Origin of the sequence: Chryseobacterium sp. SNU WT5 (assembly GCF_007362475.1) — a bacterium.
Lineage (GTDB): Bacteria > Bacteroidota > Bacteroidia > Flavobacteriales > Weeksellaceae > Kaistella.
This window is the reverse complement of record NZ_CP041687.1, coordinates 1,971,177-1,996,301: the sequence shown is the minus strand read 5'-3', so window position 1 is coordinate 1,996,301 and position 25,125 is coordinate 1,971,177. Positions and strand designations below refer to the sequence as shown.

The 25,125-nt window shown below is 38.0% G+C and carries 19 protein-coding genes and 3 tRNA genes; 3 read left to right on the top strand and 19 right to left on the bottom strand.

Annotated elements, in window-relative coordinates; translation table 11 throughout:
• Positions 1 to 197 precede the first annotated feature (197 nt).
• Positions 198 to 1,319 (top strand): 3,4-dihydroxy-2-butanone-4-phosphate synthase, encoded by a 1,122-nt coding sequence (gene ribB, locus FNJ88_RS09440; protein ID WP_143852881.1) that lies wholly within the window; start codon positions 198 to 200, stop codon positions 1,317 to 1,319.
• Between the two features lie 71 nt (positions 1,320 to 1,390).
• On the opposite strand, the gene FNJ88_RS09435 is transcribed toward ribB, so the two are convergent.
• From FNJ88_RS09435 to rpoB, 4 genes are all read right to left on the bottom strand, one after another.
• A complete protein-coding gene (locus tag FNJ88_RS09435) occupies positions 1,391 to 1,897 on the bottom strand; it encodes a thermonuclease family protein (RefSeq protein WP_228414509.1) in 507 nt (168 codons plus the stop codon).
• Positions 1,898 to 2,122: 225 nt separating this feature from the next.
• Positions 2,123 to 2,434, bottom strand: a complete 312-nt coding sequence (locus FNJ88_RS09430; RefSeq protein WP_143852879.1) for a DUF3467 domain-containing protein — start codon at positions 2,432 to 2,434, stop codon at positions 2,123 to 2,125.
• A 123-nt stretch (positions 2,435 to 2,557) separates the two neighbouring features.
• A complete protein-coding gene (gene rpoC, locus FNJ88_RS09425) occupies positions 2,558 to 6,823 on the bottom strand; it encodes a DNA-directed RNA polymerase subunit beta' (protein WP_143852878.1) in 4,266 nt (1,421 codons plus the stop codon).
• Between the two features lie 83 nt (positions 6,824 to 6,906).
• Entirely contained in the window at positions 6,907 to 10,734 is a 3,828-nt protein-coding gene (gene rpoB / locus FNJ88_RS09420; RefSeq protein ID WP_143852877.1) for a DNA-directed RNA polymerase subunit beta, read from the bottom strand.
• Between the two features lie 636 nt (positions 10,735 to 11,370).
• Between rpoB and FNJ88_RS09415 the strand changes: the two genes are divergently transcribed.
• Together FNJ88_RS09415 and FNJ88_RS09410 are read left to right on the top strand one after the other, a co-directional pair.
• Positions 11,371 to 12,630, top strand: a complete 1,260-nt coding sequence (locus FNJ88_RS09415; RefSeq protein WP_143852876.1) for a putative DNA modification/repair radical SAM protein — start codon at positions 11,371 to 11,373, stop codon at positions 12,628 to 12,630.
• Complete coding sequence (locus FNJ88_RS09410) at positions 12,631 to 13,395, top strand: TIGR03915 family putative DNA repair protein (RefSeq protein ID WP_143852875.1); 765 nt, start codon at positions 12,631 to 12,633, stop codon at positions 13,393 to 13,395.
• A 63-nt stretch (positions 13,396 to 13,458) separates the two neighbouring features.
• Here FNJ88_RS09410 and FNJ88_RS09405 read toward each other — a convergent pair whose 3' ends face one another.
• The 15 genes from FNJ88_RS09405 to FNJ88_RS09335 all read right to left on the bottom strand — a co-directional run bounded on the left by FNJ88_RS09405 (position 13,459) and on the right by FNJ88_RS09335 (position 25,105).
• Positions 13,459 to 14,004: a hypothetical protein gene (locus FNJ88_RS09405; RefSeq protein WP_143852874.1), complete on the bottom strand. Its 546-nt coding sequence runs from the start codon at positions 14,002 to 14,004 to the stop codon at positions 13,459 to 13,461.
• Positions 14,005 to 14,072: 68 nt separating this feature from the next.
• Positions 14,073 to 14,288 (bottom strand): hypothetical protein, encoded by a 216-nt coding sequence (locus FNJ88_RS09400; protein ID WP_143852873.1) that lies wholly within the window; start codon positions 14,286 to 14,288, stop codon positions 14,073 to 14,075.
• Positions 14,285 to 14,638, bottom strand: coding sequence for a hypothetical protein (locus FNJ88_RS09395; protein ID WP_143852872.1), 354 nt, complete (start codon positions 14,636 to 14,638; stop codon positions 14,285 to 14,287). Before FNJ88_RS09395 ends, FNJ88_RS09400 begins: the two co-directional genes overlap by 4 nt.
• A gap of 115 nt (positions 14,639 to 14,753) precedes the next feature.
• Entirely contained in the window at positions 14,754 to 15,299 is a 546-nt protein-coding gene (locus tag FNJ88_RS09390) for a hypothetical protein (protein ID WP_143852871.1), read from the bottom strand.
• A gap of 12 nt (positions 15,300 to 15,311) precedes the next feature.
• Entirely contained in the window at positions 15,312 to 19,145 is a 3,834-nt protein-coding gene (locus FNJ88_RS09385) for a DUF11 domain-containing protein (RefSeq protein WP_185145799.1), read from the bottom strand.
• A gap of 367 nt (positions 19,146 to 19,512) precedes the next feature.
• Positions 19,513 to 19,878 carry a 50S ribosomal protein L7/L12 gene (gene rplL / locus FNJ88_RS09380; RefSeq protein WP_143852869.1) on the bottom strand — a complete coding sequence of 122 codons (366 nt, stop codon included), beginning with the start codon at positions 19,876 to 19,878 and terminating at the stop codon, positions 19,513 to 19,515.
• Positions 19,879 to 19,932: 54 nt separating this feature from the next.
• Positions 19,933 to 20,529 carry a 50S ribosomal protein L10 gene (gene rplJ / locus FNJ88_RS09375; RefSeq protein ID WP_143852868.1) on the bottom strand — a complete coding sequence of 199 codons (597 nt, stop codon included), beginning with the start codon at positions 20,527 to 20,529 and terminating at the stop codon, positions 19,933 to 19,935.
• 14 nt (positions 20,530 to 20,543) lie between these two features.
• A complete protein-coding gene (gene rplA, locus FNJ88_RS09370; protein ID WP_143852867.1) occupies positions 20,544 to 21,236 on the bottom strand; it encodes a 50S ribosomal protein L1 in 693 nt (230 codons plus the stop codon).
• Between the two features lie 11 nt (positions 21,237 to 21,247).
• A complete protein-coding gene (rplK, locus tag FNJ88_RS09365) occupies positions 21,248 to 21,691 on the bottom strand; it encodes a 50S ribosomal protein L11 (RefSeq protein WP_143852866.1) in 444 nt (147 codons plus the stop codon).
• A 638-nt stretch (positions 21,692 to 22,329) separates the two neighbouring features.
• A complete protein-coding gene (gene nusG / locus FNJ88_RS09360; RefSeq protein WP_143852865.1) occupies positions 22,330 to 22,872 on the bottom strand; it encodes a transcription termination/antitermination protein NusG in 543 nt (180 codons plus the stop codon).
• A gap of 15 nt (positions 22,873 to 22,887) precedes the next feature.
• Positions 22,888 to 23,091, bottom strand: coding sequence for a preprotein translocase subunit SecE (gene secE, locus FNJ88_RS09355; RefSeq protein WP_143852864.1), 204 nt, complete (start codon positions 23,089 to 23,091; stop codon positions 22,888 to 22,890).
• 13 nt (positions 23,092 to 23,104) lie between these two features.
• Positions 23,105 to 23,175: transfer RNA gene (locus tag FNJ88_RS09350), tRNA-Trp, on the bottom strand.
• Positions 23,176 to 23,231: 56 nt separating this feature from the next.
• Positions 23,232 to 24,419, bottom strand: a complete 1,188-nt coding sequence (tuf, locus tag FNJ88_RS09345) for an elongation factor Tu (protein WP_143852863.1) — start codon at positions 24,417 to 24,419, stop codon at positions 23,232 to 23,234.
• A gap of 489 nt (positions 24,420 to 24,908) precedes the next feature.
• Positions 24,909 to 24,980 (bottom strand) — tRNA-Thr (locus FNJ88_RS09340).
• A 52-nt stretch (positions 24,981 to 25,032) separates the two neighbouring features.
• Positions 25,033 to 25,105, bottom strand: a tRNA-Gly gene (locus FNJ88_RS09335).
• Between the last annotated feature and the right edge of the window lie 20 nt (positions 25,106 to 25,125).

The following is a 25,125-nucleotide window of genomic DNA, read 5'->3' as shown; positions in this document are numbered from 1 at the left end:
ATTATTTATCCCAAAAGTTAAAGAATGCCAGAATCTGTGTCCCGGTTTGAACGGAGTTCTTTTTTCCTTTGCCCTCTTTTGTTTTGGTATGGGTTGAGGTGTGGAAAAAAAACGGGAGTGGAAGACGGAATAGACACCCAAATTAGAATTGTCTGTTGCCGGAAATCTCAGTACCTTTGCAAAAATCTAAAAGTAAAATGTCAGATATTCAACTAAATACGATTGCTGAAGCAATTGAGGATCTTAAAAACGGAAAAATAATCATCGTAGTTGATGATGAAAACCGGGAAAATGAAGGAGATTTTCTTTCTGCAGCAGAATTAACCACTCCGGAAATTATTAATTTCATGACGATTCATGGCCGTGGACTTATCTGTACGCCACTACCTGAAAAAAGATGTGATGAGCTTGGATTGGATATCATGGTGACTCGAAGCAGTGATCCCAAAGAGACCGCATTTACAGTTTCTGTCGATTTATTAGGTGAGGGCGTTTCTACTGGAATTTCCGCCAGTGACAGAAGCAAAACTATTTTAGCTTTAATGGACGAACAGACAAAACCGGCAGATTTTATGCGTCCGGGACATATCTTCCCATTGAGAGCAAAAAAAGGTGGTGTACTGAAAAGAGCTGGTCATACTGAAGCAGCGATAGACCTAACCAAATTAGCCGGTCTGAAAGAAGGTGGTGTGATTTGCGAAATAATGAATGATGATGGTTCTATGGCCAGACTTCCTGAATTATATGCCTTAGCAAAAAAGCACGATCTAAAATTGGTATCCATCGAAGATTTAATTGAATACCAATTAAGAAAGGGAGATTTAATCGAACGTCTGGAAGAAAGAAAAGTAAAAACCTTTTATGGTGATTTCGATTTCTTCGCTTTTAAAGAAACAAGTACAGACCAAATTCATTTTGCTTTAACGAAAGGAAAATGGGCAGAAAACGAACCTATTTTGGTACGTGTTCAGGCTTCAAATTCATATTTTGATGTGTTGAGCCGTTTAACAAGTGGCGAAAAACCCTTGTTGGAAAAAGTGACCTCAATGATCAATGAAGAAGGCAAAGGCGCAATTATTTTCATTAACAATGTTTCCAACTCTGAAAATACGATGCGTAAATTGCAACAGTTTCTAGATTTCCAGGATGGTCAGGAAAAGAGACCGACGCTGGCTTCTAATTTCCATGATTATGGTATAGGGACACAGATTTTAAAGAATTTAGGAATTAATAAATTTCGGGTAATTTCTCAAAACACAGCACAGAAACCCCTTGTAGGTGGTTATGATGTTGAGGTTACAGAGATGGTAGAATTGTAGAAGGTTGTAGATTGTAGATTGTAGATTGTCAAAATTAGCTCAACTACCTTTAACAGAAAAGATCTTACCTTCTATTTTCTAAAACTCCAGGGAGCAATTGGGTTCTTATCATTCCAAAGACCTGTTTTATTTTTCCGTGCGGTATTTTCTAATTGAGCATACTCGGTATTTGTAGAATATTTTTTATAATGCCAGGCTAAACCTGTTTTCAGCATTTCTTTGTTGAGGCAGGTTTTTTCATTTAAATAGATTTCCGCAATCAGTCTACCGTTTCGATCATAATTACCTTTTTTACCTTTACTGATAATAGTGACTGTTTTCCCAAACGCTAAAGAAGAGAGTTTTTGTTTTGAAACGGTGCCAAAGGGCTGCTTCTTTTCAGGAGCATCAATATGTTCCAGCCGAATCACGATCGGAAGTTGATAGTACAATCCCTCCACGGTATCGCCATCTTTTACACCAATTATTTTTACTTTAAGAACAAGTTGGTTCAATTGCGTGGGATAGTCGAAGAAAGCGGTTAGAAAGCTGGTTCCAAAAAAGAAGAGAGTCAGTAGAATGATTGATTTTCGTTTCAAGAAAGATGTCATGTTTTATTAAATAGGTGAAGCGGAGAAGATACTTAAATTCTTTACAATTAATAAAAACATCGAGCACTATTTTTAGTATCAAAGTAAATATTAATATCCTGGAGTAAATATTTTTCACTCCCACAAATGTCTATTCTTCTAAGTTTCTTATTTGATCACAAAAAATCCCGACTCAAATAAATGAATCGGGATCAATATAAAAAACGTTGCTAATTAAGCTTGTACGTTATTTTGTCCTACTACGAAAGGTTCCATTTCTTTGATTTCTCCGAATTGTTGCTCATAGTTAGTAATATTTTGTTGCAAAGCTGCCATCACTCTCTTAGCGTGTAATGGAGCAAGAATTACTCTTGATCTTACGTTCGCTTGTTGCACTCCTGGCATCATTTGGATAAAATCTACTACGAATTCTGAAGGAGAATGGTTAACTAGTGCTAGGTTACAGTAAACACCACTTGCTACCATTTCGTTCAATTGAATGTTGATGTTGTTTGGATCTTGATTTTGGTTTTGATTATTGTCCATTTTTGTTAAATATTTTAATTATAAATTAGATTTTAGAAATTAGATGTTAGAAGCCAGATATTAGAAAGATTTCATGGTCTTGAAAAAATCTAATTTCTAACTTCTAAACTCTAACTTCTTATTTTAGTTAATATCTTCGAATTCTTTTTTCGAACCTACGATAACGTTTTGATAGTCTTTCAGACCCGTACCTGCCGGGATTCGGTGACCTACAATTACGTTCTCTTTCAGTCCGCTTAAGTAATCCACTTTTCCTGAAACCGCCGCTTCGTTCAATACTTTGGTCGTTTCCTGGAACGATGCCGCAGACATAAATGATTTCGTTTGAAGTGCCGCTCTGGTGATACCTTGCAATACCGGTGTAGCTGTTGCAGATAACGCTTCACGAACTTCTACTAAAGCTAAGTCTTCACGTTTCAGTTTCGAGTTTTCATCTCTTAGTTCTCTGGCAGTAATCATTTGACCAGGTTTAAATTCTTTCGAATCTCCTGATTCTACAACTACTTTTAATCCGAACACTCTGTTGTTTTCTGCTAAGAAATCACCTTTGTGTTCTAGAGCACCTTCTAAGAATTGAGTATCTCCACCATCCACAATTGAAACTTTCGTCATCATCTGACGAACAATAATTTCGAAGTGTTTGTCATCGATTTTCACCCCTTGCAGACGATATACTTCCTGAATTTCATTCACCAAATATTCCTGTACGGCAGTTGGTCCTTTAATCTTCAAGATGTCATCTGGTGTTGTAGATCCGTTGGAAAGTGGCGAACCAGCTCTTACGAAGTCATTCTCCTGAACCAGAATCTGATTCGAAAGTTTTACTAAGTATTTAGAGATTTCTCCAGTTTTTGCTTCCACAACTAGCTCACGGTTTCCTCTTTTGATTTTACCGTAAGATACTACTCCATCAATTTCTGTTACTACTGCAGGGTTTGAAGGATTTCTTGCTTCAAATAATTCGGTAACTCTTGGTAGACCCCCTGTAATATCTCCAGATTTTGCAGATTTTCTTGGGATCTTGATCATAACTTTACCAGACTTAATTTTCTCACCATCATTTACCATGATGTGTGCACCAACTGGTAAATTGTATGCTTTTTGCTCCACTCCTTTCGAGTCAACAACTTTCAAAGTAGGTACTGCTTTCTTGTTTCTCGATTCAGAAATTACTTTCTCTTCGAAACCAGTCTGCTCATCAATCTCCAATGAGAATGAAACCCCTTGAATAATATCTTCATATTCAATCTTACCTGCAGATTCCGCGATGATTACCGCATTATACGGATCCCACTTACAGATTAGATCTCCTTTTTTCACTTTGTCACCTGGTTTAACAGCTAACTCAGATCCATAAGGAATATTTGCTACCATCAACGGTGTTCTTGCAGCATTGTCTGCTACCAAACGGAATTCTGTTGAACGGGATACTACGATCTCTGCTTTTTTACCAGCTTCGTTTTCAGAGGTAACCGTTCTAATCTCATCCATTTCTACGATACCATCACGTCTTGCAACGATCGATGGATTCTCAGAGATATTTCCTGCAGTTCCCCCTTGGTGGAAGGTTCTCAATGTTAACTGAGTTCCTGGTTCCCCAATAGATTGCGCAGCGATAACTCCTACTGCTTCACCCATATGAATAGGTTTACCAGTCGCTAAGTTTCTACCATAACAAGCTGCACAAATACCTTTTGTTGCTTCACAAGTTAATGGTGAACGAACTTCTACGTGATCGATTCCAGATTCTTCCACTTGTTTTGCCAAAGCCTCGTTGATCAACTCATCTGCTTCAACAATAACCTCATCGGTTTCCGGATCGTAAATATTATGTAAAGAAACTCTACCTAAGATTCTTTCAGAAAGTCTTTCAACAATTTCGTCATTTTTCTTAAGTGGTGTAATTTCTGTTCCTCTTAAAGTTCCACAATCCGTTTGGGTAATGATTACATCCTGTGCAACATCCACCAATCTTCTTGTTAAGTAACCAGCATCTGCCGTTTTCAAAGCGGTATCTGCAAGACCTTTACGAGCACCGTGAGTAGAGATAAAGTATTCCAAAATGGAAAGACCTTCTTTAAAGTTCGCTACAATCGGGTTTTCGATAATTTCTGCTCCTGTAGAACCAGCTTTTTGTGGTTTTGCCATCAATCCCCTCATTCCGGAAAGCTGACGGATCTGTTCTTTGGAACCCCTCGCTCCAGAATCCAGCATCATATATACAGAGTTGAACCCACCTTGATCGGTTTTCATTCTGCTCATGATCATCTCGGTTAATCCTGCATTGGTATTCGTCCAGACATCAATTACTTGGTTATAACGCTCTGTATCGGTAATTAACCCCATGTTATAGTTAGCCTTGATCTCATCTACTGTTTCTACAGCAGTTGCAATCATGCCTTTCTTTTCTTCTGGAATTACGATATCACCTAAACTAAATGATAGTCCTCCACGGAATGCATGAGAATAACCTAAGTCTTTCATATCATCCAGGAATTTTACTGTAGTTGGGAAATCGGTATCTGCCAAAATTCTACCAATTACATTTCTTAATGATTTCTTGGTCAACAGTTCATTCACATATCCTACTCCTTGAGGAACAATTTGGTTGAATAATACTCTACCAGCAGTTGTTTCTACCAATCGGGTTACTAATTCACCTTCTTCTTTTACAGGAACTCTACATCTTACTTTTGCATTCAAGGAAACTTTTCCTTCTGCATAAGCGATTTCTACTTCTTGTGGAGAATAGAAAGCAAGGCCTTCACCTAATACTTTCATATCGTCAGTTGAAGATAATTCTTTGGTCATATAATACAGACCCAAAACCATATCCTGAGAAGGTACAGTAATCGGAGAACCATTTGCAGGGTTCAAGATATTCTGAGAACCTAACATTAGAAGTTGTGCTTCTAAGATCGCTTCAGGACCTAAAGGTAAATGCACCGCCATCTGGTCACCATCGAAATCCGCATTAAATGCAGTGGTACATAATGGGTGAAGCTGGATTGCTTTTCCTTCGATCAATTTCGGTTGGAATGCCTGGATACCAAGTCTGTGCAAAGTAGGTGCTCTGTTCAATAGAACCGGGTGACCTTTGATGATTCCTTCCAGGATGTCATAAACAACTGGCTCTTTTCTATCGATGATTCTTTTTGCCGATTTCACCGTTTTTACAATTCCTCTTTCAATCAGTTTTCTGATGATGAACGGTTTGTAAAGTTCTGCTGCCATATCTTTTGGAATACCGCATTCGTGTAGTTTCAAGTTTGGACCTACGACGATTACGGAACGGGCGGAATAATCCACACGTTTCCCAAGTAAGTTTTGACGGAAACGACCTTGTTTACCTTTCAATGAATCAGAAAGTGATTTCAATGGTCTGTTAGATTCTGATTTTACAGCAGAAGATTTTCTCGTGTTATCGAATAATGAATCTACAGATTCCTGCAACATTCTTTTTTCGTTTCTAAGGATCACTTCAGGAGCTTTAATTTCCAAAAGTCTTTTTAAACGATTATTTCTAATGATTACTCTACGGTAAAGATCATTTAAATCTGAAGTCGCAAAACGACCACCATCCAATGGAACCAAAGGTCTCAATTCTGGTGGAATTACAGGAAGCACTCTCATGATCATCCATTCCGGACGGTTGACCATTCTTGTATTTGCTCCTCTGATCGCTTCTACAACGTTCAGTCTTTTTAAGGCTTCTGTTCTTCTTTGTTTTGAAGATTCGTTATGCGCTTTGTGACGCAAGTCGAATGATAAAGTATCAAGATCGATTCTGCTTAATAATTGCTCAACCGCTTCAGCACCCATTTTGGCGATGAATTTATTCGGATCAGCATCATCAAGATATTGATTTTCAGCAGGAAGTGTTTCCAGAACATCTAGATATTCTTCTTCTGTTAAAAACTCTTTATCATCAAAATCCGCACCGTCTGCTTTCTTAGCAATCCCTTGTTGGATTACTACATATCTTTCATAATAGATGATCATGTCTAATTTCTTAGACGGCAATCCTAAAAGATAACCGATTTTATTCGGTAAAGAACGGAAGTACCAGATATGAGCCACAGGAACAACTAGACCGATATGCCCAATTCTTTCTCTACGTACTTTTTTCTCGGTAACTTCTACTCCACAACGGTCACAAACGATTCCTTTGTATCGGATTCTTTTGTATTTTCCACACGCACATTCATAATCCTTTACAGGACCGAATATCTTTTCACAGAAAAGACCATCTCTTTCCGGCTTGTGCGTACGGTAGTTAATAGTTTCGGGCTTTAGAACTTCACCTCGGGAATCTTGTAAGATATTCTCCGGAGAAGCAAGACCAATCGTAATTTTAGTAAAATTACTTGTTTTATTTTTGTTTGACATCTGTTCGATTTTAATTTAGATTTTAGACTTTAGATTAATTCTCTGAATGGTTACATTCAAAATTTATAATTTAAAATTTAAAATTATTCTTCAAGTCTTACATCAAGACCAAGACCTTTAAGCTCATGTAACAATACATTGAAAGATTCTGGAATACCTGGTTCAGGCATTGCTTCTCCTTTCGCGATCGCTTCATAAGTTTTGGCTCTACCAATCACGTCATCAGACTTCACGGTCAAGATTTCTCGAAGGATATTCGAAGCACCAAATGCTTCCAATGCCCAAACCTCCATCTCACCGAATCTTTGTCCACCAAACTGCGCTTTACCTCCTAATGGCTGTTGCGTAATCAATGAGTAAGGTCCGATAGAACGTGCGTGCATCTTGTCATCTACCATGTGACCCAGTTTCAACATGTAAATAATTCCAACCGTTGCTGGCTGTGCGAATCTTTCACCTGTTCCACCGTCATATAGATAGGTGCTACCATATTTTGGTAAACCTGCCTGTTCAGTATATTCTGTAATCTGCTCTAAACTTGCACCGTCGAAAATTGGCGTTGCAAATTTCAATCCTAGCTTCTGACCTGCCCAACCTAAAACGGTTTCGTAGATCTGTCCGATGTTCATACGAGAAGGTACTCCAAGGGGATTCAATACGATATCTACCGGTGTTCCGTCTTCAAGGAATGGCATATCTTCTTCACGAACGATTCTGGATACAATACCTTTGTTACCGTGACGACCCGCCATTTTATCCCCTACATTCAGTTTACGTTTTTTAGCAACATATACTTTTGCAAGCTTAATGATTCCTGCAGGAAGTTCATCACCAATTGAAATAGCAAATTTCTCACGGTTTTTAACACCCTGAATTTCGTTGTACTTGATTTTGTAATTGTGAATCAACTGCTTCACCAAGTCGTTACGCTCTGCATCAACCGTCCAGTCAGCTCCGCTTACATTCACATAATCTTCAACAGATTGAAGTAATTTTGTTGTAAACTTCACCCCTTTACCGATGATTTCTTCAGCCAGATCATTATTTACTCCTTGAGAAGTTTTACCATTAACAAGTGTTCCTAATTTTTCAAGAAGGGTTCCTCTCAATTCATCAAATTTACTTTTGTAGGTATTTTCGATTTCTTCAAGTTTCAATTTCTCTTCAGATCTTTTCTTCTTGTCTTTGATATTTCTTGAGAATAACTTCTTGTTAATAACAACTCCTCTTAACGAAGAATCTGCTTTTAAGGAAGCATCTTTCACATCTCCGGCTTTATCACCGAAAATCGCTCTTAATAATTTCTCTTCCGGAGTTGGATCAGATTCGCCTTTTGGAGTGATCTTACCAATTAAGATGTCACCAGGTTTCACATCTGCACCAATTCTGATCATTCCGTTTTCATCAAGATCTTTAGTAGCTTCTTCAGAAACGTTAGGGATATCTGCAGTCAGTTCTTCCATACCTAATTTGGTATCACGAACTTCCAGCGTATATTCATCTACGTGAATTGAAGTAAACCAGTCTTCACGAACTACTTTTTCATTAATCACAATTGCATCCTCAAAGTTGTACCCTTTCCATGGCATAAATGCTACAGTAAGGTTTCTTCCGATTGCTAATTCTCCATTTTCAGTTGCATAACCATCGCAAAGAACCTGACCTTTTTCTACTTTTTCACCTACTCTTACATTCGGTCTCAAAGTGATGGTTGTACTCTGGTTGGTTTTACGGAATTTGGTCAATTTATATGATTTTGTACCTGATTCAAAAGATACTAAATCCTGATCATCAGTTCTGTCATATTTGATGGTGATTTTGTCAGCATCTACATATTCTACAACACCATTACCTTCTGCATTGATCAAAACTCTAGAGTCACTGGCAACTTGTTTTTCCAAACCTGTTCCTACAATTGGTGCTTCTGGTTTCAATAATGGTACTGCCTGACGCATCATATTCGATCCCATCAAGGCTCTATTCGCATCATCGTGCTCCAAGAACGGAATTAATGACGCAGAAATACCAGAAATCTGGTTAGGTGCAACATCAATCAAGTCTACTTGTTGAGGCTCAACAACTGGATAATCACCATCCAAACGAGCAATAACTCTGTCTGTGTTGATTGTTCCGTCGTCTTTCATCTCGATATTTGCCTGTGCAATCACTTTATCTTCCTCATCTTCAGCATTCAAATAAATTTGAGCACCTTTTAAGTCAACTTTACCGTTTTCTACTTTTCTATAAGGAGTTTCGATAAAACCTAAAGTGTTGATTTTTGCATAGATCCCTAAAGATGAAATCAAACCAATGTTTGGTCCCTCTGGAGTTTCAATCGGACAAATACGTCCGTAGTGCGTATGGTGAACGTCACGTACCTCAAATCCTGCTCTCTCTCTTGAAAGTCCACCAGGTCCAAGGGCAGAAAGTCTACGCTTGTGCGTGATTTCTGATAGTGGATTGGTTTGATCCATGAACTGAGACAACTGGTTGGTTCCGAAGAACGAGTTGATTACAGAGGTTAATGTTTTTGCGTTTACTAAATCAATCGGCGTAAAGATCTCGTTATCTCTAACGTTCATTCTCTCACGAATTGTTCTTGCAATTCTAGAAAGTCCTACCCCAAACTGTCCTGATAATTGCTCACCAACAGTCTTAATACGTCTGTTTGATAAGTGATCAATATCATCAACTTCAGTTTTAGAATTTACCAACTGGATCAAATGTCTTACGATCGCAATGATATCTTCTTTTGTTAAAACTTCTGTCTTCTCAGGAATATTTAAATTCAATTTCTTGTTCAATCGGTAACGACCAACTTCTCCTAATGAATAACGTTGCTCGGAGAAGAATAATTTTTCAATAATTCCACGTGCTGTTTCTTCATCGGGCGGATCTGCGTTACGCAACTGACGGTAAATATATTCAACCGCTTCTTTTTCTGAGTTGGTTGGATCTTTTTGTAATGTATTCTGAATGATTGAAAATTCATGAGAATTTTCTTTGTGAATCAAAATTGATTTCACACCAGAATCCATAATCATATCGATATGTTCTTTTTCAAGAACTGTTTCTCTGTCTAAAATAATTTCATTTCTTTCGATAGAAACTACTTCACCCGTATCTTCATCTACGAAATCTTCGAACCAAGTGTTCAACACTCTCGCTGCAAGAACTCTTCCTTCTACTTTTTTCAAAGCTGCTTTGGAAACCTTAATTTCTTCGGCAAGGTCGAAAATTTGCAAGATATCTTTATCGGATTCGTAACCAATCGCTCTTAACAAAGTTGTTAAAGGCAATTTTTTCTTACGGTCGATATAGGCAAACATTACGTTGTTAATATCGGTTGTAAATTCCATCCAGGATCCTTTAAACGGGATAATACGGGAATAGTACAATTTAGTTCCGTTGGCGTGATAAGTCTGACCAAAGAAAACCCCTGGTGAACGGTGTAACTGAGTTACAATTACACGCTCTGCACCATTAATAATAAATGATCCAGATGGCGTCATATAAGGAACCGGACCTAAATAAACGTCCTGTACCACCGTTTGGAAATCTTCATGTTCCGGGTCAGTACAATACAATTTAAGTCTAGCCTTAAGAGGAACCGAATAGGTTAAACCTCTTTCTACACACTCGTCTCTCGAGTATCGTGGCGAATCTACCAAGTAATCCAGAAATTCTAAAACGAAATTATTTCTAGAATCGGTAATTGGGAAATTCTCTTCAAAGGTTTTGTACAAAGATTCGTTTAGTCTCTGCTCCGGAAGGGTATCCAACTGGAAAAATTCTTTGAAAGATTGGATCTGAATGTCCAAAAAGTCAGGAGTCACAACTTTTCCTTTTGCTTCGGAAAAATTGATTCTTTCATTAGCCTGAGTTTTAGCGACTGCTTTAGATTTACTCATAAAAAAATTAAAGAATGAGGGTTAAAAAATATTTTGTTTTCAAAATATCAGAAAGAAACTAGAAAAGAATCAGAGTTCAGACGGTTGATTTTTGGCGCAATCAGGAGAAGTCTTGGCTCTAGGCTCTTTTTACCTGGCTCTTTCTAACTGCAACATCGGTATATCTTTTCACGACGTAGTGCAAAATATTTTCACTGCAATTCTGGCGGATATTAAATGATGATATGTTTTTAAAACAAGAAACCCCCTTTCACAAAATGAAAGAGTTGGTAATCAATATTTTAAAGTCAAGTAAACAATTATTTGCGCCAAAATTGAGTGCAAAGATACGTTTTCTATTTGATTCCGGCAAATTATTACCCACTATGTCACTGAAAATGAACCCTAAACTTCCCAAACACCACTCAAATATGCACGGGAAGAAATTTTTAACCAGTCACCAACAAAGAAACGAACTCCTTCGGGCAAATATTAAATTGACCCCATAAAGCATCACGTCAGACTTCTGAAAATTATGTTAAATCGAAAACAGACAAGTTACTGCCAGACAATGATTTAGACTTAACGTTAAAGTTTACTAATATATTGCCAGACGGTTTTTTAGGTTGTAAATTTGTTATCCCAAAATACTAAAATATGAATTTTCCCCGTCTTCAAGAGAAATTAGAGATCCTGGCAGACGCGGCGAAATACGACGTATCCTGCTCATCAAGCGGTGGCAACAGGAAAAACAGCAAAGGCGGATTGGGTAACAGCCACGCGTCGGGAATTTGCCACTCCTACACCGAGGACGGCAGATGCGTTTCTTTATTAAAAATTTTACTTACCAATCACTGTATTTTTGACTGCGCCTACTGCGTTTCCAGAAAATCCAATGATATTAAGCGTGCCGCTTTTACGGTAGAGGAAGTCGTCGATCTGACCATTAATTTCTACCGCCGAAACTATATTGAAGGTCTGTTTCTAAGTTCCGGCATATTTAAAGATGCCGATACCACCATGGAACGCTTGGTGCGTGTGGCCAAGAAATTACGTAACGAGCACAAGTTTAATGGGTATATCCATTTAAAATCCATTCCCGGTGCCAGTGATGAACTGATGAAAGAAGCAGGTCTGTACGCGGACCGACTGTCCATCAATTTAGAAATCCCGACCACCGCTGGATTGAAATTATTAGCACCTGAAAAATCGCACGATCAGATGATCAAACCCATGGGTTTTATTAAAAATGAACTGATCCTGTACAAAGAGGAAAAGAAAATTTTTAAGAGCACGCCCAAATTTGCTCCAGCCGGCCAGTCTACACAGATGATCGTAGGTGCCACGGATGAAACCGATCTTAAAATAATAAAAGTCGCAGATCATTTTTATAAAAACTTCAATCTCAAGCGAGTATATTACTCCGGCTATGTACCGATGCTGGAAGATAAACGCCTGCCATCCATCGACTCCCAAGTGCCGATGCTGCGTGAAAACCGTCTTTATCAGGCCGACTGGCTCATGCGGTTTTATGGCTTCAAAGCAGATGAGATTTTGGAAAAAAGCAATCCTTTTCTCGATTTGGAAGTCGATCCGAAACTCGCGTGGGCATTACGACATCGCGAACAGTTTCCGGTGAATATAAATACCGCTACCAAGGAAATGATTTATAGAATTCCGGGAATTGGCGGCAAGTCTGTGAATAAAATTTTACATGCCCGAAAATTTCAAAAACTCAATTTGGAGCATCTTAAAAAAATGGGTGTGGCAACGAACCGCGCTAAATATTTCGTAGAATTTGACTCGCAAAATATTTTTAATAAATACATTGACGATTTCAATTTTAGAAAAATCATCCTGCAGGGAATGAAATCGAAATTTCAGAATCCTTTCTCGGAACAGTTATCTCTATTCTAAATGACCATTCTTTTATACGACGGAACTTTTGAAGGCTTGCTGACTGCCGTGTTCGAGGGGTACGAATACCGTTTGGAGCCGGCAACTATTATTTCGAGCGAAAAATACCATACCGAATCGATCTTTGATTTACCCCATGAAGTCCTTACTGATCAGCATAAAGCAGACCGCGTTTTAGCAAAAATGGAGAAACACCTCGGTAAAAAAGGTGTTTCGCAATTGTTACGGGTTTTTTTATCGGAAAGCGATCAGGCGGAGCGTTTAATTCTTGCCGCGGTTTCGCTTTCAGTTCAATTTCCCAAAGAAAATATTCTGAATAACTTTGCCAATGCTGACATGATGGACATCGCAAAAATCACCAAATCAATAAGTCGCGAAGTTCACCGGATGCATGCTTTTGTTCGGTTTGAGAAATTACAGGACGAGGTCTTTTTCGCTAAGATAGAACCTGATTTTAATGTACTGCCGCTGATCATCTCCCATTTTAAAAACCGTTATCAGGATCAGAAATGGATGATCTACGATTTGAAAAGACAGTACGGAATTTTCTATGATTTAAAAGAAGTCCAGTTTTTTGAACCCGGCCGGGAACAAACCAAGCATTTTAAAAAAACTGAAAACCTGCTGCACGAAGAAGAAATGCAGTACCAAAAATTATGGCAGCGCTACTTCTTTAAAACCAATATTCCGGAGCGTAAAAACTTAAAACTTCATGTACAGTCTTTACCGAAAAGGTATTGGAAATACCTGACGGAGAAATTGTAAGAGACTTATTTATTAAAAAAGCCACTTCATTAGAAGTGGCTGATTAATTTGAAATTATTTATATCATGGTTTCCAGAAAGACCATTTCGAACCATTGAAAACGGCAAGCCTTTTGGCTCCGGCTTTAGTCACGTAAACCATCATACCAGGAGCTGGTCTTACAATATTCTGAACATCTGTCACATGAGGTAGAATCATGGCTTTGGTAGTTGATTCCAATATAAGAACCCCGTCTGCAGCAGAAGATTGCGCACCCATAATTGATTTAGCATCTGCAATTTCTGCAACTGCCGCCTGAGTGGGTTGGTCTGCCAATGCGGAGGTCACTGTCCCATCCTGCCCACTTAAGTCTACCCACGTTCCATTGTAGTATTTCACACGGGCAGTTGTGGCTGAAGTGGCATCCAATATAATAGTTCCCTCTGTCGCAGATGCCGGAACCGTACGCACGTAAGGCAGTATAATTCCTTTATTATTAGTGTTTGCAAATTCCAATAAAACAGAACTTTTATTATTTGACGGTGCCGTTCCTTTATCATCACCGATGATGACCTGCGCAGAACTTGCGGTCATTATCAATAGTGCAGTTATTATTCCTAATTTCTTCATTTTTCTATAATTGATTGTTAAAATCCTAAGAGCAGATATTTTTGCTTTTAGGATTAAAAGGGTTTAGATTACGGGCAAGCCGGTGTTTTAAAACATTTCCATCCGGTATTAACTGGTAAAGATTCATCTACGGTGTAAATTTTCAAACATTTTGCCGTCGTATCATATACCATCATTCCGTCGACTGGATTGGTAATATCAGAAAGACCACTTGTTGGAATTGTGGTAATTACAAAACCTTTGGTATTCGATTCTAATGCTGTATGACCACCTTTTCTACTCATTGGCCAGCCACCATTATTTGTTGTAAATCCTGTAACTGTTTAGATTCTTTTTTCTTAACAATACTGACCGGAGACTTTTTAACCACCTGGAGTTTAATTGCTTCCTCCTTCTTGGTAGAAACAGAACCTACCTTTACCTCAATAGTATTGGTTTCACCATAAACCGCAGCACCCTTTGTTACATATATAATATCCTCATTGGTACTATTGTCTGCAGTCTCATGTTCGGTAGCACTTAGGTTAACACTAAGAGAAAAGCAAAATAAAAATAGCAGAAATTTCCTGGCATGTAGAATACCAGAGAGGTTCTTTGCAGAAGCTAGAAAAATAAAGAGTAAAAGTCTCTCCAAAGTTTAATTATCTTTCGATCTATTTGTGTGGATGCAAAAATAAATAAATTTTTTCATTATTCAACAAAAAAAGTCACCCCTTAAGAAGTGACTTAATTTACTGACTATCGGAATTTTAAGGTTTCCAAAATGACCATTTCGAGCCATTGAAAACGGCAAGCCTTTTAGCTCCGTCTTTGTTAATATAAACCATCATTCCAGGTGCAGGATTAATAATATTTTCGACTGTTGTAACCTGTGGTAAAACCAGGGCCTTGGTTGTAGATTCTAAAACCAAAACACCATCTGCAGTAGAAGAACTGGACCCTATAATCGATTTTGCAGCTGGTAATTCAGGAGCTTTTGCAATCGTGGGTTGCTGGTTGAGCGAACTCGTGACGATCCCGTTCTGATTGCTCAAGTCGATCCACCCTCCGTTATAATATTTCACTCGAGCAGCATTTGCAGAAGACGCATCTAATACAATCGTTCCCTCTGCGGGAGTAGTGGGCAGCGTTCGAAGATAAGGCAAGACAAGACCTTTATTATTGGTATTGGCAAACTCTAATAAGACAGAACCTTTTTTATTGGAAGGAGCAGTTCCGATGACATCACCAATAATGACCTGCGCTTTTGCAGCAGGAAATATCGCAAGAAACAGTAAGCTATATATTTTTTTCATTGTTAATTATTTTTATGGGCATGTAGGTTCAGTAAAACAACTCCATGTAAAGCCATTGTATATTTTGAGACATTTTGCAGTGGTGTCGTAAACCATCATTCCATCAACGGGGTCCACTATATTACTTAAACCACTGGTTGGAATCCTGGTGATCACAAATCCCTTGGTATTAGATTCTAAGGCCGTGTGCGCTCCTGTCCTGATCATAGGCCAATTACCATTACCCGCGCCCGCTCTTTTCAATAAGGTAATGCCGTGATTTGTTGGTAGCGCAGTTCCGGTGGTATTCGCATCGTTGTAGCAGATGCAAGAATTAACCGCTGCATTTTTCGAATCTCCTATTGTTTGCCCTGTTGGACTTGCTATAATGGGAATACCATTAGCATCTACCGTATTTCCAAGATTTTTATTTGGTACTTGAGTTCCTAAAAATCCAATAGCGGTTGCAAAACTGGTATTCGGAAATTTCCGACCACCTTCGCCGGCATCTGGACATCCGTCGCCATCGGAATCAAGGTCTAAAAAATTTGGATCTCCATCATTATCGGTGTCGCAATAAAGGCGTACGCCAAATCCGATACCCTGCTGACTGCTATTCACGACTGTACTTACCGTCACTGAGGGAGAATAACCTTGAGTGGTGTACAGCGCGTTCACATTACTGCTTTGGGTGTTAACGTAGGTGATGGTGTTTGTTCCTACTCCCGTAATGTTAGTTCCAATAGATCCCGTGCCAGTCTGCTCGAGCAAAGCGAAGGGCGAACCATTGCCATCAACCACAAATTTCACTTGCTCATTTTGAGCACTGTTGGTTGTTTCTGCATCAAAAACGACCACATTCACAGGGTATTCAATGGTTCCTTTTTTAGCAGAAATCGTAACCTTAAATGATGTTGCTGTTGATGTATTTGCTGTGTTTTTAAAGGCCGCTTGAAAAGTTCCCCCTAGATCATAATAACGCCCCACCATCTGGGATGGTCCACCGTACGTTAAATTCTTACTGGAAATAAGATTTGCTCCTGCGAAATTACTAATACTGGCAGTATAAGTCACCCCATTATGAACGACTGTTTTTACAATTGGATATGTAGCGGCCCCACTTAAAGTCACACCAGACCAGTCAAAAAATAGCAATTGGTTGGTAAATGCAGGTGTCGTCGCAGGACCAGTTGAAACGGGAAACGCCCCATTTGGCGCTGTATTCTGATCGCAATACATTTCGTCAGTGTTTAAGATCCCATCATTGTCGTTATCTAAATCGATATCGTCAGGAATACCATCGCCATCAGAATCTAAAGACAGAAGAATATTCAACTTTGCTGCCTGAGATGTTAAAGAGGTACAGATATTATTCTTAACGGTAATTTTTGCACGATACTGGTAATTATTTATCCCAACTGTTGCTCCAGTGATGGTTATTGTGTTAGTAGTAGCACCCGAATAAACTCCTCCATTGGAAATGTTGGTCCAAGTGGATCCACCATTTGAACTAACTTGCCATTGATAAGTGAGGTTTGAATTATTATTCCCCGGTGTTCCATAAACTGGCATCCCACTTGCAAACGAGGTGCTATTTTCCGAACTTGCTCCTACTGAAAACGTTGTAGTTGATCCTGAATTAACGGATTTGTCTGTAGGTTGTGAGTTAATAGAAGCAGTAGTTGCTACAGTTACATTTCCGCCAGTTGAACTGGAATATGTTGCTGCAGGTAAATTAACAGTTCCGTCTGCTTTTACAGGCGCTATAGCTCCCCCAGTTTGTCCAAATTGCTGACCGGAAGCGGCACTGGTCGCATTATTATAATATTCATTAGAATCTGAACAACCATCATTATCTGAATTTAAATCTAAATAATCTGGAATACCATCTCCGTCTGTATCCTGATCTTTACAAACTTCAAAAATCATTTCTAAACCATCGGCACCGGTACCCTCAACGCCCACACCTGTTACCGTAAATGTTAACGAAGTAAATGCTGTACCATCATTTTTCTTCAGTTCAATCGTGCCAGCAGCAGTCCCAGTAATTCCAGTTGTTGCTTCTGCAGAAGGTATAGCAGTTCCTAGATTTACATTAGGGTCCCTAAAAAATTTGTTGTTATTTACAATGAACTGACTATTACCACTTAGTTTACGCATTAAAACATTAGCAGTAGTAAGGCTAAACTCAGCGGAGTTAGAGTAATAATTAGAGCTGCTAATGCCATACCCACCAAGGCGGTCAACATTTAATAATACTCTATTTACGGGAGAAGCAAATGTTACAGTAACTTGTCTCGTTCCAGCATCTGTACTTGCTGGCGTTGTACCTCCTTCTGGTGAAGTATCCCAAAAATATTCAAATTCTAGTGAAGGGCTACCCATAATTCCTGTAGATTGCCAAAAGTTTGTTGCATTCGCAAAAGCCCCTGTAGGAGTATAAGAATTACTGGTAGATCCGCTAATTGGTGTAGAGTTGAATGAAATCCCTACCCCTGCGGCCCCAGTCGCCTGATTTCCTGAAGACGTCCAGCTTCCTGATTTGACAGGAGTTACACACCGTCCTTCATTGCTATCAAGAATCCCATCATTATCGCTATCTAAATCAACATTATCCATATAGCCATCGGTATCAGAATCCAGGGGATCAAAAATTTGCGCGGTCGCTCTATTATTATTAATATTAAAGTCCCCATTATCCCCACTAATTGTTGCGGTGTTGGTATAATTACCCGTTGCTTTTACCTTTGCAGAAACCGATAAAGTGCTTGTTGCACCATCAGCAAGGTTTCCGATCGTCCAAATACCAGTTCCCGGCACGTAAGATGAGTTTCCTGTACTAGCAGTATGCGAAACGTACGTATAACCTGAGGGTAGTAAATCATTTACCCGAACTCCCGTATTATTAGATGGTCCATTATTTTTTGCAGTTACTGCAAAAATAACATTACTGCCAATGGTAGGATTTGCATTGTTGACGGTTTTTGTCACTTGGAGGTCACTTTCCAGAACACTGATTCCCATGGTGAAAGCGTCACCGTCTGTATCATAAGTAGCCCAGTTAATCGGGTCTGTCATGTAACCATCACCGCGGATAAATACAAGAAATTTCAGCGAGGTAATTCCATTCCCTTTAACCCTAATAGAACCACTACCAGAATTTACCCCATCAGCATAGATGTATGTAGAACTATTATAAATCTGCTTTCCTGATACTGTTATTCCTGCAGGACTATTTCCCGAAACCCGTTCTAATAGCAGATTACTCAAAGCAATGTTAGAACCAGTTAGCTCCAATCCTGAAGCAAACCCTAAAGTATTTACGTATCCACCTAAACCACCTAAATGAATAATCGGATTATTTACGGCTCGATTAAAAGTAATAGTAAGGTCCGCCATATAATAAGCACCACTAGTGGATATATTATTGGTCCGTAAAGGCTGAGTGAGTACTAAAAATTTTATTCCATAATTATTCAGAACATCAATTCCATTACCTGCCGTGGAACCCGATGAGGTAAAATTATTGTTTGCTGGAGCACCGTAAGAGTTCATGGGCCCATAGCCAGGAACACCCGCGGTATCTAAACCTATCACAACACTAGAATTTGTGAAGGTCGTTGTAGGAACATATTGCGAATTAGAAATAGCATAGGTAGCTGTCAAGTCAGGAGAATAGGTACTAAATGTATTTCCTGTGGGATTATTGCTATTTTTGAGAAGGGTGATCGTAGCTGAAGTAGCGGGTCCGTTTCCCGTGGGATTTCCATCGCCAGTAATTTTGGCCATTTCCAGATTGGGACTTTGTGCCAAAGCACATCCACTCAAAATAAGGGCAAAAGATCTTAAGAATCTAGTAAAATTCATGTTCATTCAGTAAGTGTTTATAAGGTCAATTGTTAAATTAAAAGGAGATCATAATAGGATTTCAGTAAAGTTGTTTAATAAAATTAACCCCATAATAAACTGATCAACAATTTCACAACTGCTTCCTTTTTAATATAAAATTTAATTTGCAAAAATACGCCTTATATTTGATGAATACAATAATTCGATATGCGCCACACAGTAGTTTACTGGACTTTTATGAACCTCGAAATTAAAAGTGATCTTGATAGAAATCATACTTTTAAAATGCAATATATTAACATTAAGCATTTTAACATATTGATAAAATAAAAAAAAAAACCGCTTTCCAATGGAAAGCGGTTTCTGTATGTCGTGTAAATAGAAATTATTTTACTTCTACTTCTGCACCAGCTTCTTCTAATTGTTTTTTCAAAGCTTCAGCTTCGTCTTTAGAGATACCTTCTTTGATTGCAGTCGGAGCTCCGTCTACCATATCTTTAGCTTCTTTAAGACCTGCACCAGTTAAATCTTTAACTAATTTTACAACTGCTAATTTAGAAGCACCTGCAGCTTTCAGGATTACGTCGAATTCTGTTTTTTCTTCAACAGCTTCACCTGCACCACCTCCAGCAGCAACAGCTACAGCAGCTGGTTCGATTCCGTACTCATCTTTCAAGATAGTAGCTAATTCATTTACGTCTTTTACCGTTAGGTTTACAAGCGTTTCCGCTAAGTTTTTTAAATCTGACATTTTAATAATGTTTTTGTTGTTGAACGATTTATTTTGATTTTTCTTTGAGTCTAATTACTCTGCACTAGGTGCTTCTGGAGCTTCAGCACTTGCTTCTGGAGCAGCTTCTGTTGCTGGAGTTTCTTCTGCCTTTGCTTCTTCCGGAGCGGCTTCTTCAGCTTTTCCAGCAGCATCTTCTTTATTTTGAAGTGCAGAAAGAACATTTCTAAGCGGCGATTGAAGCAATGTGATGATTTCACCAATCATTTCTTCTCTAGACTTGATGTTCACCAAAGTGGTCAAGTTTTCGTCTCCGATGTAGAAAGTTTCTTGTAAATAAGCAGCTTTCAAAGCTGGAATTTCAGCTTTTTTTCTGAATCCCTGAATTAACTTTGCCGGAGCATTTGCTGTTTCAGAAATCATCAAAGCAGTATTTCCTTTGAAAGAAGGGAACATATCGGAGTAATCTACTCCTTCCATTTGTTCCATTGCTTTTTGTAGCATCGTATTTTTTACAACTTTCATTGTAATATTTTGCTTAAATGCCAGTCTTCTGAATTCTGAAGTTGCAGCAGCATTCATTCCTTCTAGATTTGCTACATAGACTACTTTGGCATCTTGCAACATTTCTTTAATATCTTGTATTACTAATACTTTAGCTTCTTTTGTCATTGTTCTTCAGTTTATTAGTTTACAGATTTAGTATCAATTGCAATACCTGGGCTCATGGTAGAAGATATATAGATACTTCTTACATAAACACCTTTAGATGCAGTTGGCTTTAATTTCAACAATGTCTGAATTAACTCAGAAGCATTTTCTTTAATTTTGGCAGCATCGAAAGACACTTTACCAATTCCAGCATGGATGATACCGTACTTGTCAACTTTAAAATCAATTTTACCAGCTTTAACTTCAGCTACCGCTTTACCGATATCCATAGTTACTGTTCCTGATTTTGGATTAGGCATTAGACCTCTTGGACCCAATACTCTACCTAATGGACCTAATTTACCCATTACAGCTGGCATGGTAACGATAACGTCAACATCTGTCCAACCATCTTTTATTTTCTGTAAATACTCGTCAAGACCTACATAATCAGCTCCAGCTTCTTTCGCTTCAGCTTCTTTGTCTGGTGTTACCAAAGCCAATACTTTTACATCTTTACCAGTTCCGTGAGGAAGAGAAACTACCCCTCTAACCATTTGATTCGCTTTTCTAGGATCTACTCCTAAACGAACTGCGATATCAACAGATGCGTCAAATTTTGCAAAGTTTACTTCTTTTACTAAAGCAGAAGCTTCGTCAAGAGAGTAAATTTTGTTTTTTTCTATTTTGCTTAAAGCTTCTTTTTGCTTTTTAGTTAATTTTGCCATTTCTATAAGTTTTAAGCGTTAGTTGGTTTAGTTCCTGTTACTTTTAAACCCATAGATCTTGCAGTTCCTGCAACCATAGTAAGGGCGCCATCAATCGTAAAGCAATTAAGATCTACCATTTTATCCTCAGCAATTTTTTTAACTTGATCCCAAGAAACAGAACCTACTTTCAGTCTGTTTGGCTCTCCTGAACCTTTTTTCTGCTTTGCAGCATCTAAAAGTTGAATTGCAGCTGGTGGAGTTTTAATTACGAATTCAAAAGATTTGTCTTCGAATACTGTAATAACTACAGGTAAAACTTGTCCAGGTTTGTCCTGAGTTCTTCCGTTAAATTGCTTACAAAACTCCATAATGTTCACCCCTGCAGAACCCAATGCTGGACCTACTGGTGGAGATGGGTTTGCTGCTCCTCCTTTTACTTGGAGCTTAACCATTTTAAAGACTTTTTTAGCCATTTTGATTTTTTAAAAAATTAAGAAATTTATGAATGTGGAAGCATTTATAAATCTGTAAAGAAGTGATCTTATCTCACTACTCTACATTTCGGATTGCAAAATTAAGAATAATTTTTAAATACACAAGAGGTAAGATGTTGATTTTTAGAAAGAATTTCATAAGTTTTCATGCAATCACAATATTGGTCGGTTAAATAGATTTAATTTAATGTATATCCATTTACAATCTTATTGCAAATTATAATCCCAAATTCCGCAAAGATTTTATACAAAAATGTTGTTTTTCAAGCTCTATTGAGCTTCGCAAAGGTATTTCAATTAGCAAAGCTCGCAGAGAAAATAAATAATGACGAATTGCGGCCATTCCTAATTTTATTAAAAAACACTTGGTAATAAATAATTTCCCAAAAAGAGGTATTTTAATCCAGCTTCATTTTCAATTATTTAAAAAAAAAAAAAACATATAAAAACGATCCTATATTATGTTAAGAAAGGAAAATTGCAGCAGCAAAAAGAAACTTAAAAATACTTTTAAAAACTTTAATTTCAAAAAACGATTAACAAATAATGAAAGTTAAACACAATAAAGAGATCGCTCTGTTGAACGATCTCTTTTATTTTTTTTTGAAGAAGTTTCTTTAAACTTTCTCTACTTGCATAAAGCTTAATTCCATTGGAGTTTTTCTACCGAAAATCATTACTGAAACTTCGATTTTCTTTTTCTCCTCATGAAGTTTTTCCACCGTACCATTGAAACCATTGAAAGGTCCATCGATTACTTTCACATTCTCTCCCACTACGAAAGGAATTGCAGTTTCCATGGCAAATTCAGAAAGTTCATCCATTCTACCAAGCATTCTGTTCACCTCAGACTTACGCATTGGCACAGGATCCCCACCTTTAGTAGAACTTAAGAATGAAATTACTCCAGGAATATTTTTGATAACGTGCGGAACTTCTCCTACAAGATTAGCTTCAACCATTAAGTATCCTGGATAATAAGGTTTTTCTTTCGGTACCTTTTTACCATTTCTTACCTGGATCACTTTTTCCATAGGAATGACTACCTGAGTTACGAAATCTTCGAAACCATAGTGCTTCATTTCGCTCTCAATATAGGCTTTCACCTTACTTTCCTGTCCGCTTATGGATTTTAGAACATACCACTTTAAGTCACTCATCTTTGGAAAATAATTTTAATTGAACAGATTGATAAAGAGCGATAAAATATTCGCAATAGATTTACTGAACAATGAATCTACACCAAAAACAAATATGGCCAATAAAACAGTCGACACAGTTACTACAATCGTTGAAGATTGCAACTCTGGCCATTTGGGCCACTCTACTTTGTCTTTGAATTCTATATAAGAACCTTTAATAAAATCTACTAAGCTCATTATCATTTATTTGCACGGGCACAAGGACTCGAACCCTGATCAACGGTTTTGGAGACCGGTATCCTACCATTGGACGATGCCCGTAATTAAAAGAAAGTTCCGTAAGTTTCCCTACGGAACCTCTAATATATTTTTAGAAATTAGTCAGTAATTTCAGTTACCTGACCAGCTCCAACTGTTCTACCTCCTTCTCTAATTGCAAATCTAAGACCTACATTAAGAGCAATCGGCTGTAACAATTCTACTGTAATTGTTAAGTTATCTCCTGGCATTACCATTTCTACACCTTCTGGTAAGAAAATCTCACCTGTAACGTCTGTAGTTCTTACATAAAACTGTGGACGGTATTTGTTGTGGAATGGAGTATGACGACCACCTTCTTCTTTAGAAAGGATATAAACCTCTGCTTTGAATTTTTTGTGTGGAGTTACAGAACCTGCTTTCGCGATTACCATACCTCTTTTGATGTCAGTTTTCTCAATACCTCTTAACAAGATACCTACGTTATCTCCAGCTTCACCTCTATCTAAGATCTTACGGAACATTTCTACTCCTGTTACAGTTGATGTTAATTTTTCATCACCCATACCTACGATATCTACTGGATCACCTGTATTGATAACACCTGCTTCAATTCTTCCTGTAGCAACTGTACCACGACCTGTAATAGAGAATACATCTTCGATTGGCATCAAGAAAGTTTTGTCAACGTCTCTTGTTGGAAGTTCGATCCAAGTATCAACAGCATCCATTAATTCTTCGATTTTCGCTACCCATTTAGGATCTCCGTTAAGACCTCCTAGAGCAGAACCTTGAATAACCGGTGTATTGTCACCATCATAGTCATAAGAAGAAAGAAGCTCTCTTACTTCCATTTCTACTAACTCTAATAATTCAACATCGTCAACCATGTCAACTTTGTTCATGAATACAAGTACGTTAGGTACGTTTACCTGACGACAAAGAAGGATATGCTCTCTAGTTTGAGGCATTGGTCCGTCTGTAGAAGCAACTACTAAGATAGCACCATCCATTTGAGCAGCACCAGTTACCATGTTTTTCACATAATCGGCGTGACCTGGACAATCTACGTGAGCGTAGTGTCTGTTTGCAGTTTCATATTCGATGTGTGAAGTATTAATTGTAATACCTCTTTCTTTTTCTTCTGGTGCAGAATCGATAGAAGAGAAATCTCTTGCTGTTCCGTATCCTTTGTCAGATAATACTTTGCTGATTGCAGCAGTAAGTGTAGTTTTACCATGGTCTACGTGACCGATGGTACCAATGTTCAAATGCGGTTTGCTACGATTAAACGTTTCCTTTGCCATGATATAAATTATTTATTAATTAATTATTCCTTTTTTCAGTGCGCAAATATAGTGATTTTTTGAATATTGGAAATGTTTTTTGAGAAAAATTTAAATATTCGTAATCACAGATTGCAGCAGCCCACGATTCTATTATAAATATGGGACTGCAAATTTAAGGAAAATTATTTATTTATGAAAGTCTGTGAATTAAATTTACAGAAACGCTTCTTATATTTCGAATTAAAAAAAACACATACGTTCGGCTTCCATTTATATCACTGAAAACTTGGGATATTCTTTTGCGAGACAAAATTAGAATTATTCTTTTTTCATTAACTAGTCCGAGAAATCGATGCAGAAAACAGCATTCGCATTAGAAGGACCATTCTACATTAATTAATCAATCACTACTATAGACAAATAAAAAAAACTTTAACTATCAGATAAGAATGAATGGAAGAGATGATAGAAAAAAAATCTCCCTTAAGAAAGAGAGATTTAAAATAGAGCCAACTATGAGATTTGAACTCACGACCTCTTCCTTACCAAGGAAACGCTCTACCCCTGAGCTAAGTCGGCGAAAAGTTTAAAAAAAAATCACAAGCCGGTATATTGGTTGTGATTTCTTTTGAGCGGAAGACGAGGGTCGAACTCGCGACATTCAGCTTGGAAGGCTGACGCTCTACCAACTGAGCTACTTCCGCATTTTTGTTTCCAAAAACTG

Excerpts from the sequence above, each read along its gene's own strand:
- ribB (WP_143852881.1), top strand. The coding sequence starts at position 198 with ATGTCAGATATTCAACTAAATACGATTGCTGAAGCAATTGAGGATCTT.
- FNJ88_RS09430 (WP_143852879.1), bottom strand. The coding sequence starts at position 2,434 with ATGGACAATAATCAAAACCAAAATCAAGATCCAAACAACATCAACATT.
- rpoC (WP_143852878.1), bottom strand. The coding sequence starts at position 6,823 with ATGTCAAACAAAAATAAAACAAGTAATTTTACTAAAATTACGATTGGT.
- rpoB (WP_143852877.1), bottom strand. The coding sequence starts at position 10,734 with ATGAGTAAATCTAAAGCAGTCGCTAAAACTCAGGCTAATGAAAGAATC.
- FNJ88_RS09415 (WP_143852876.1), top strand. The coding sequence starts at position 11,371 with ATGAATTTTCCCCGTCTTCAAGAGAAATTAGAGATCCTGGCAGACGCG.
- FNJ88_RS09410 (WP_143852875.1), top strand. The coding sequence starts at position 12,631 with ATGACCATTCTTTTATACGACGGAACTTTTGAAGGCTTGCTGACTGCC.
- FNJ88_RS09405 (WP_143852874.1), bottom strand. The coding sequence starts at position 14,004 with ATGAAGAAATTAGGAATAATAACTGCACTATTGATAATGACCGCAAGT.
- FNJ88_RS09400 (WP_143852873.1), bottom strand. The coding sequence starts at position 14,288 with ATGAGTAGAAAAGGTGGTCATACAGCATTAGAATCGAATACCAAAGGT.
- FNJ88_RS09390 (WP_143852871.1), bottom strand. The coding sequence starts at position 15,299 with ATGAAAAAAATATATAGCTTACTGTTTCTTGCGATATTTCCTGCTGCA.
- FNJ88_RS09385 (WP_185145799.1), bottom strand. The coding sequence starts at position 19,145 with ATGAATTTTACTAGATTCTTAAGATCTTTTGCCCTTATTTTGAGTGGA.
- rplL (WP_143852869.1), bottom strand. The coding sequence starts at position 19,878 with ATGTCAGATTTAAAAAACTTAGCGGAAACGCTTGTAAACCTAACGGTA.
- rplJ (WP_143852868.1), bottom strand. The coding sequence starts at position 20,529 with ATGACAAAAGAAGCTAAAGTATTAGTAATACAAGATATTAAAGAAATG.
- rplA (WP_143852867.1), bottom strand. The coding sequence starts at position 21,236 with ATGGCAAAATTAACTAAAAAGCAAAAAGAAGCTTTAAGCAAAATAGAA.
- rplK (WP_143852866.1), bottom strand. The coding sequence starts at position 21,691 with ATGGCTAAAAAAGTCTTTAAAATGGTTAAGCTCCAAGTAAAAGGAGGA.
- nusG (WP_143852865.1), bottom strand. The coding sequence starts at position 22,872 with ATGAGTGACTTAAAGTGGTATGTTCTAAAATCCATAAGCGGACAGGAA.
- secE (WP_143852864.1), bottom strand. The coding sequence starts at position 23,091 with ATGAGCTTAGTAGATTTTATTAAAGGTTCTTATATAGAATTCAAAGAC.
- tuf (WP_143852863.1), bottom strand. The coding sequence starts at position 24,419 with ATGGCAAAGGAAACGTTTAATCGTAGCAAACCGCATTTGAACATTGGT.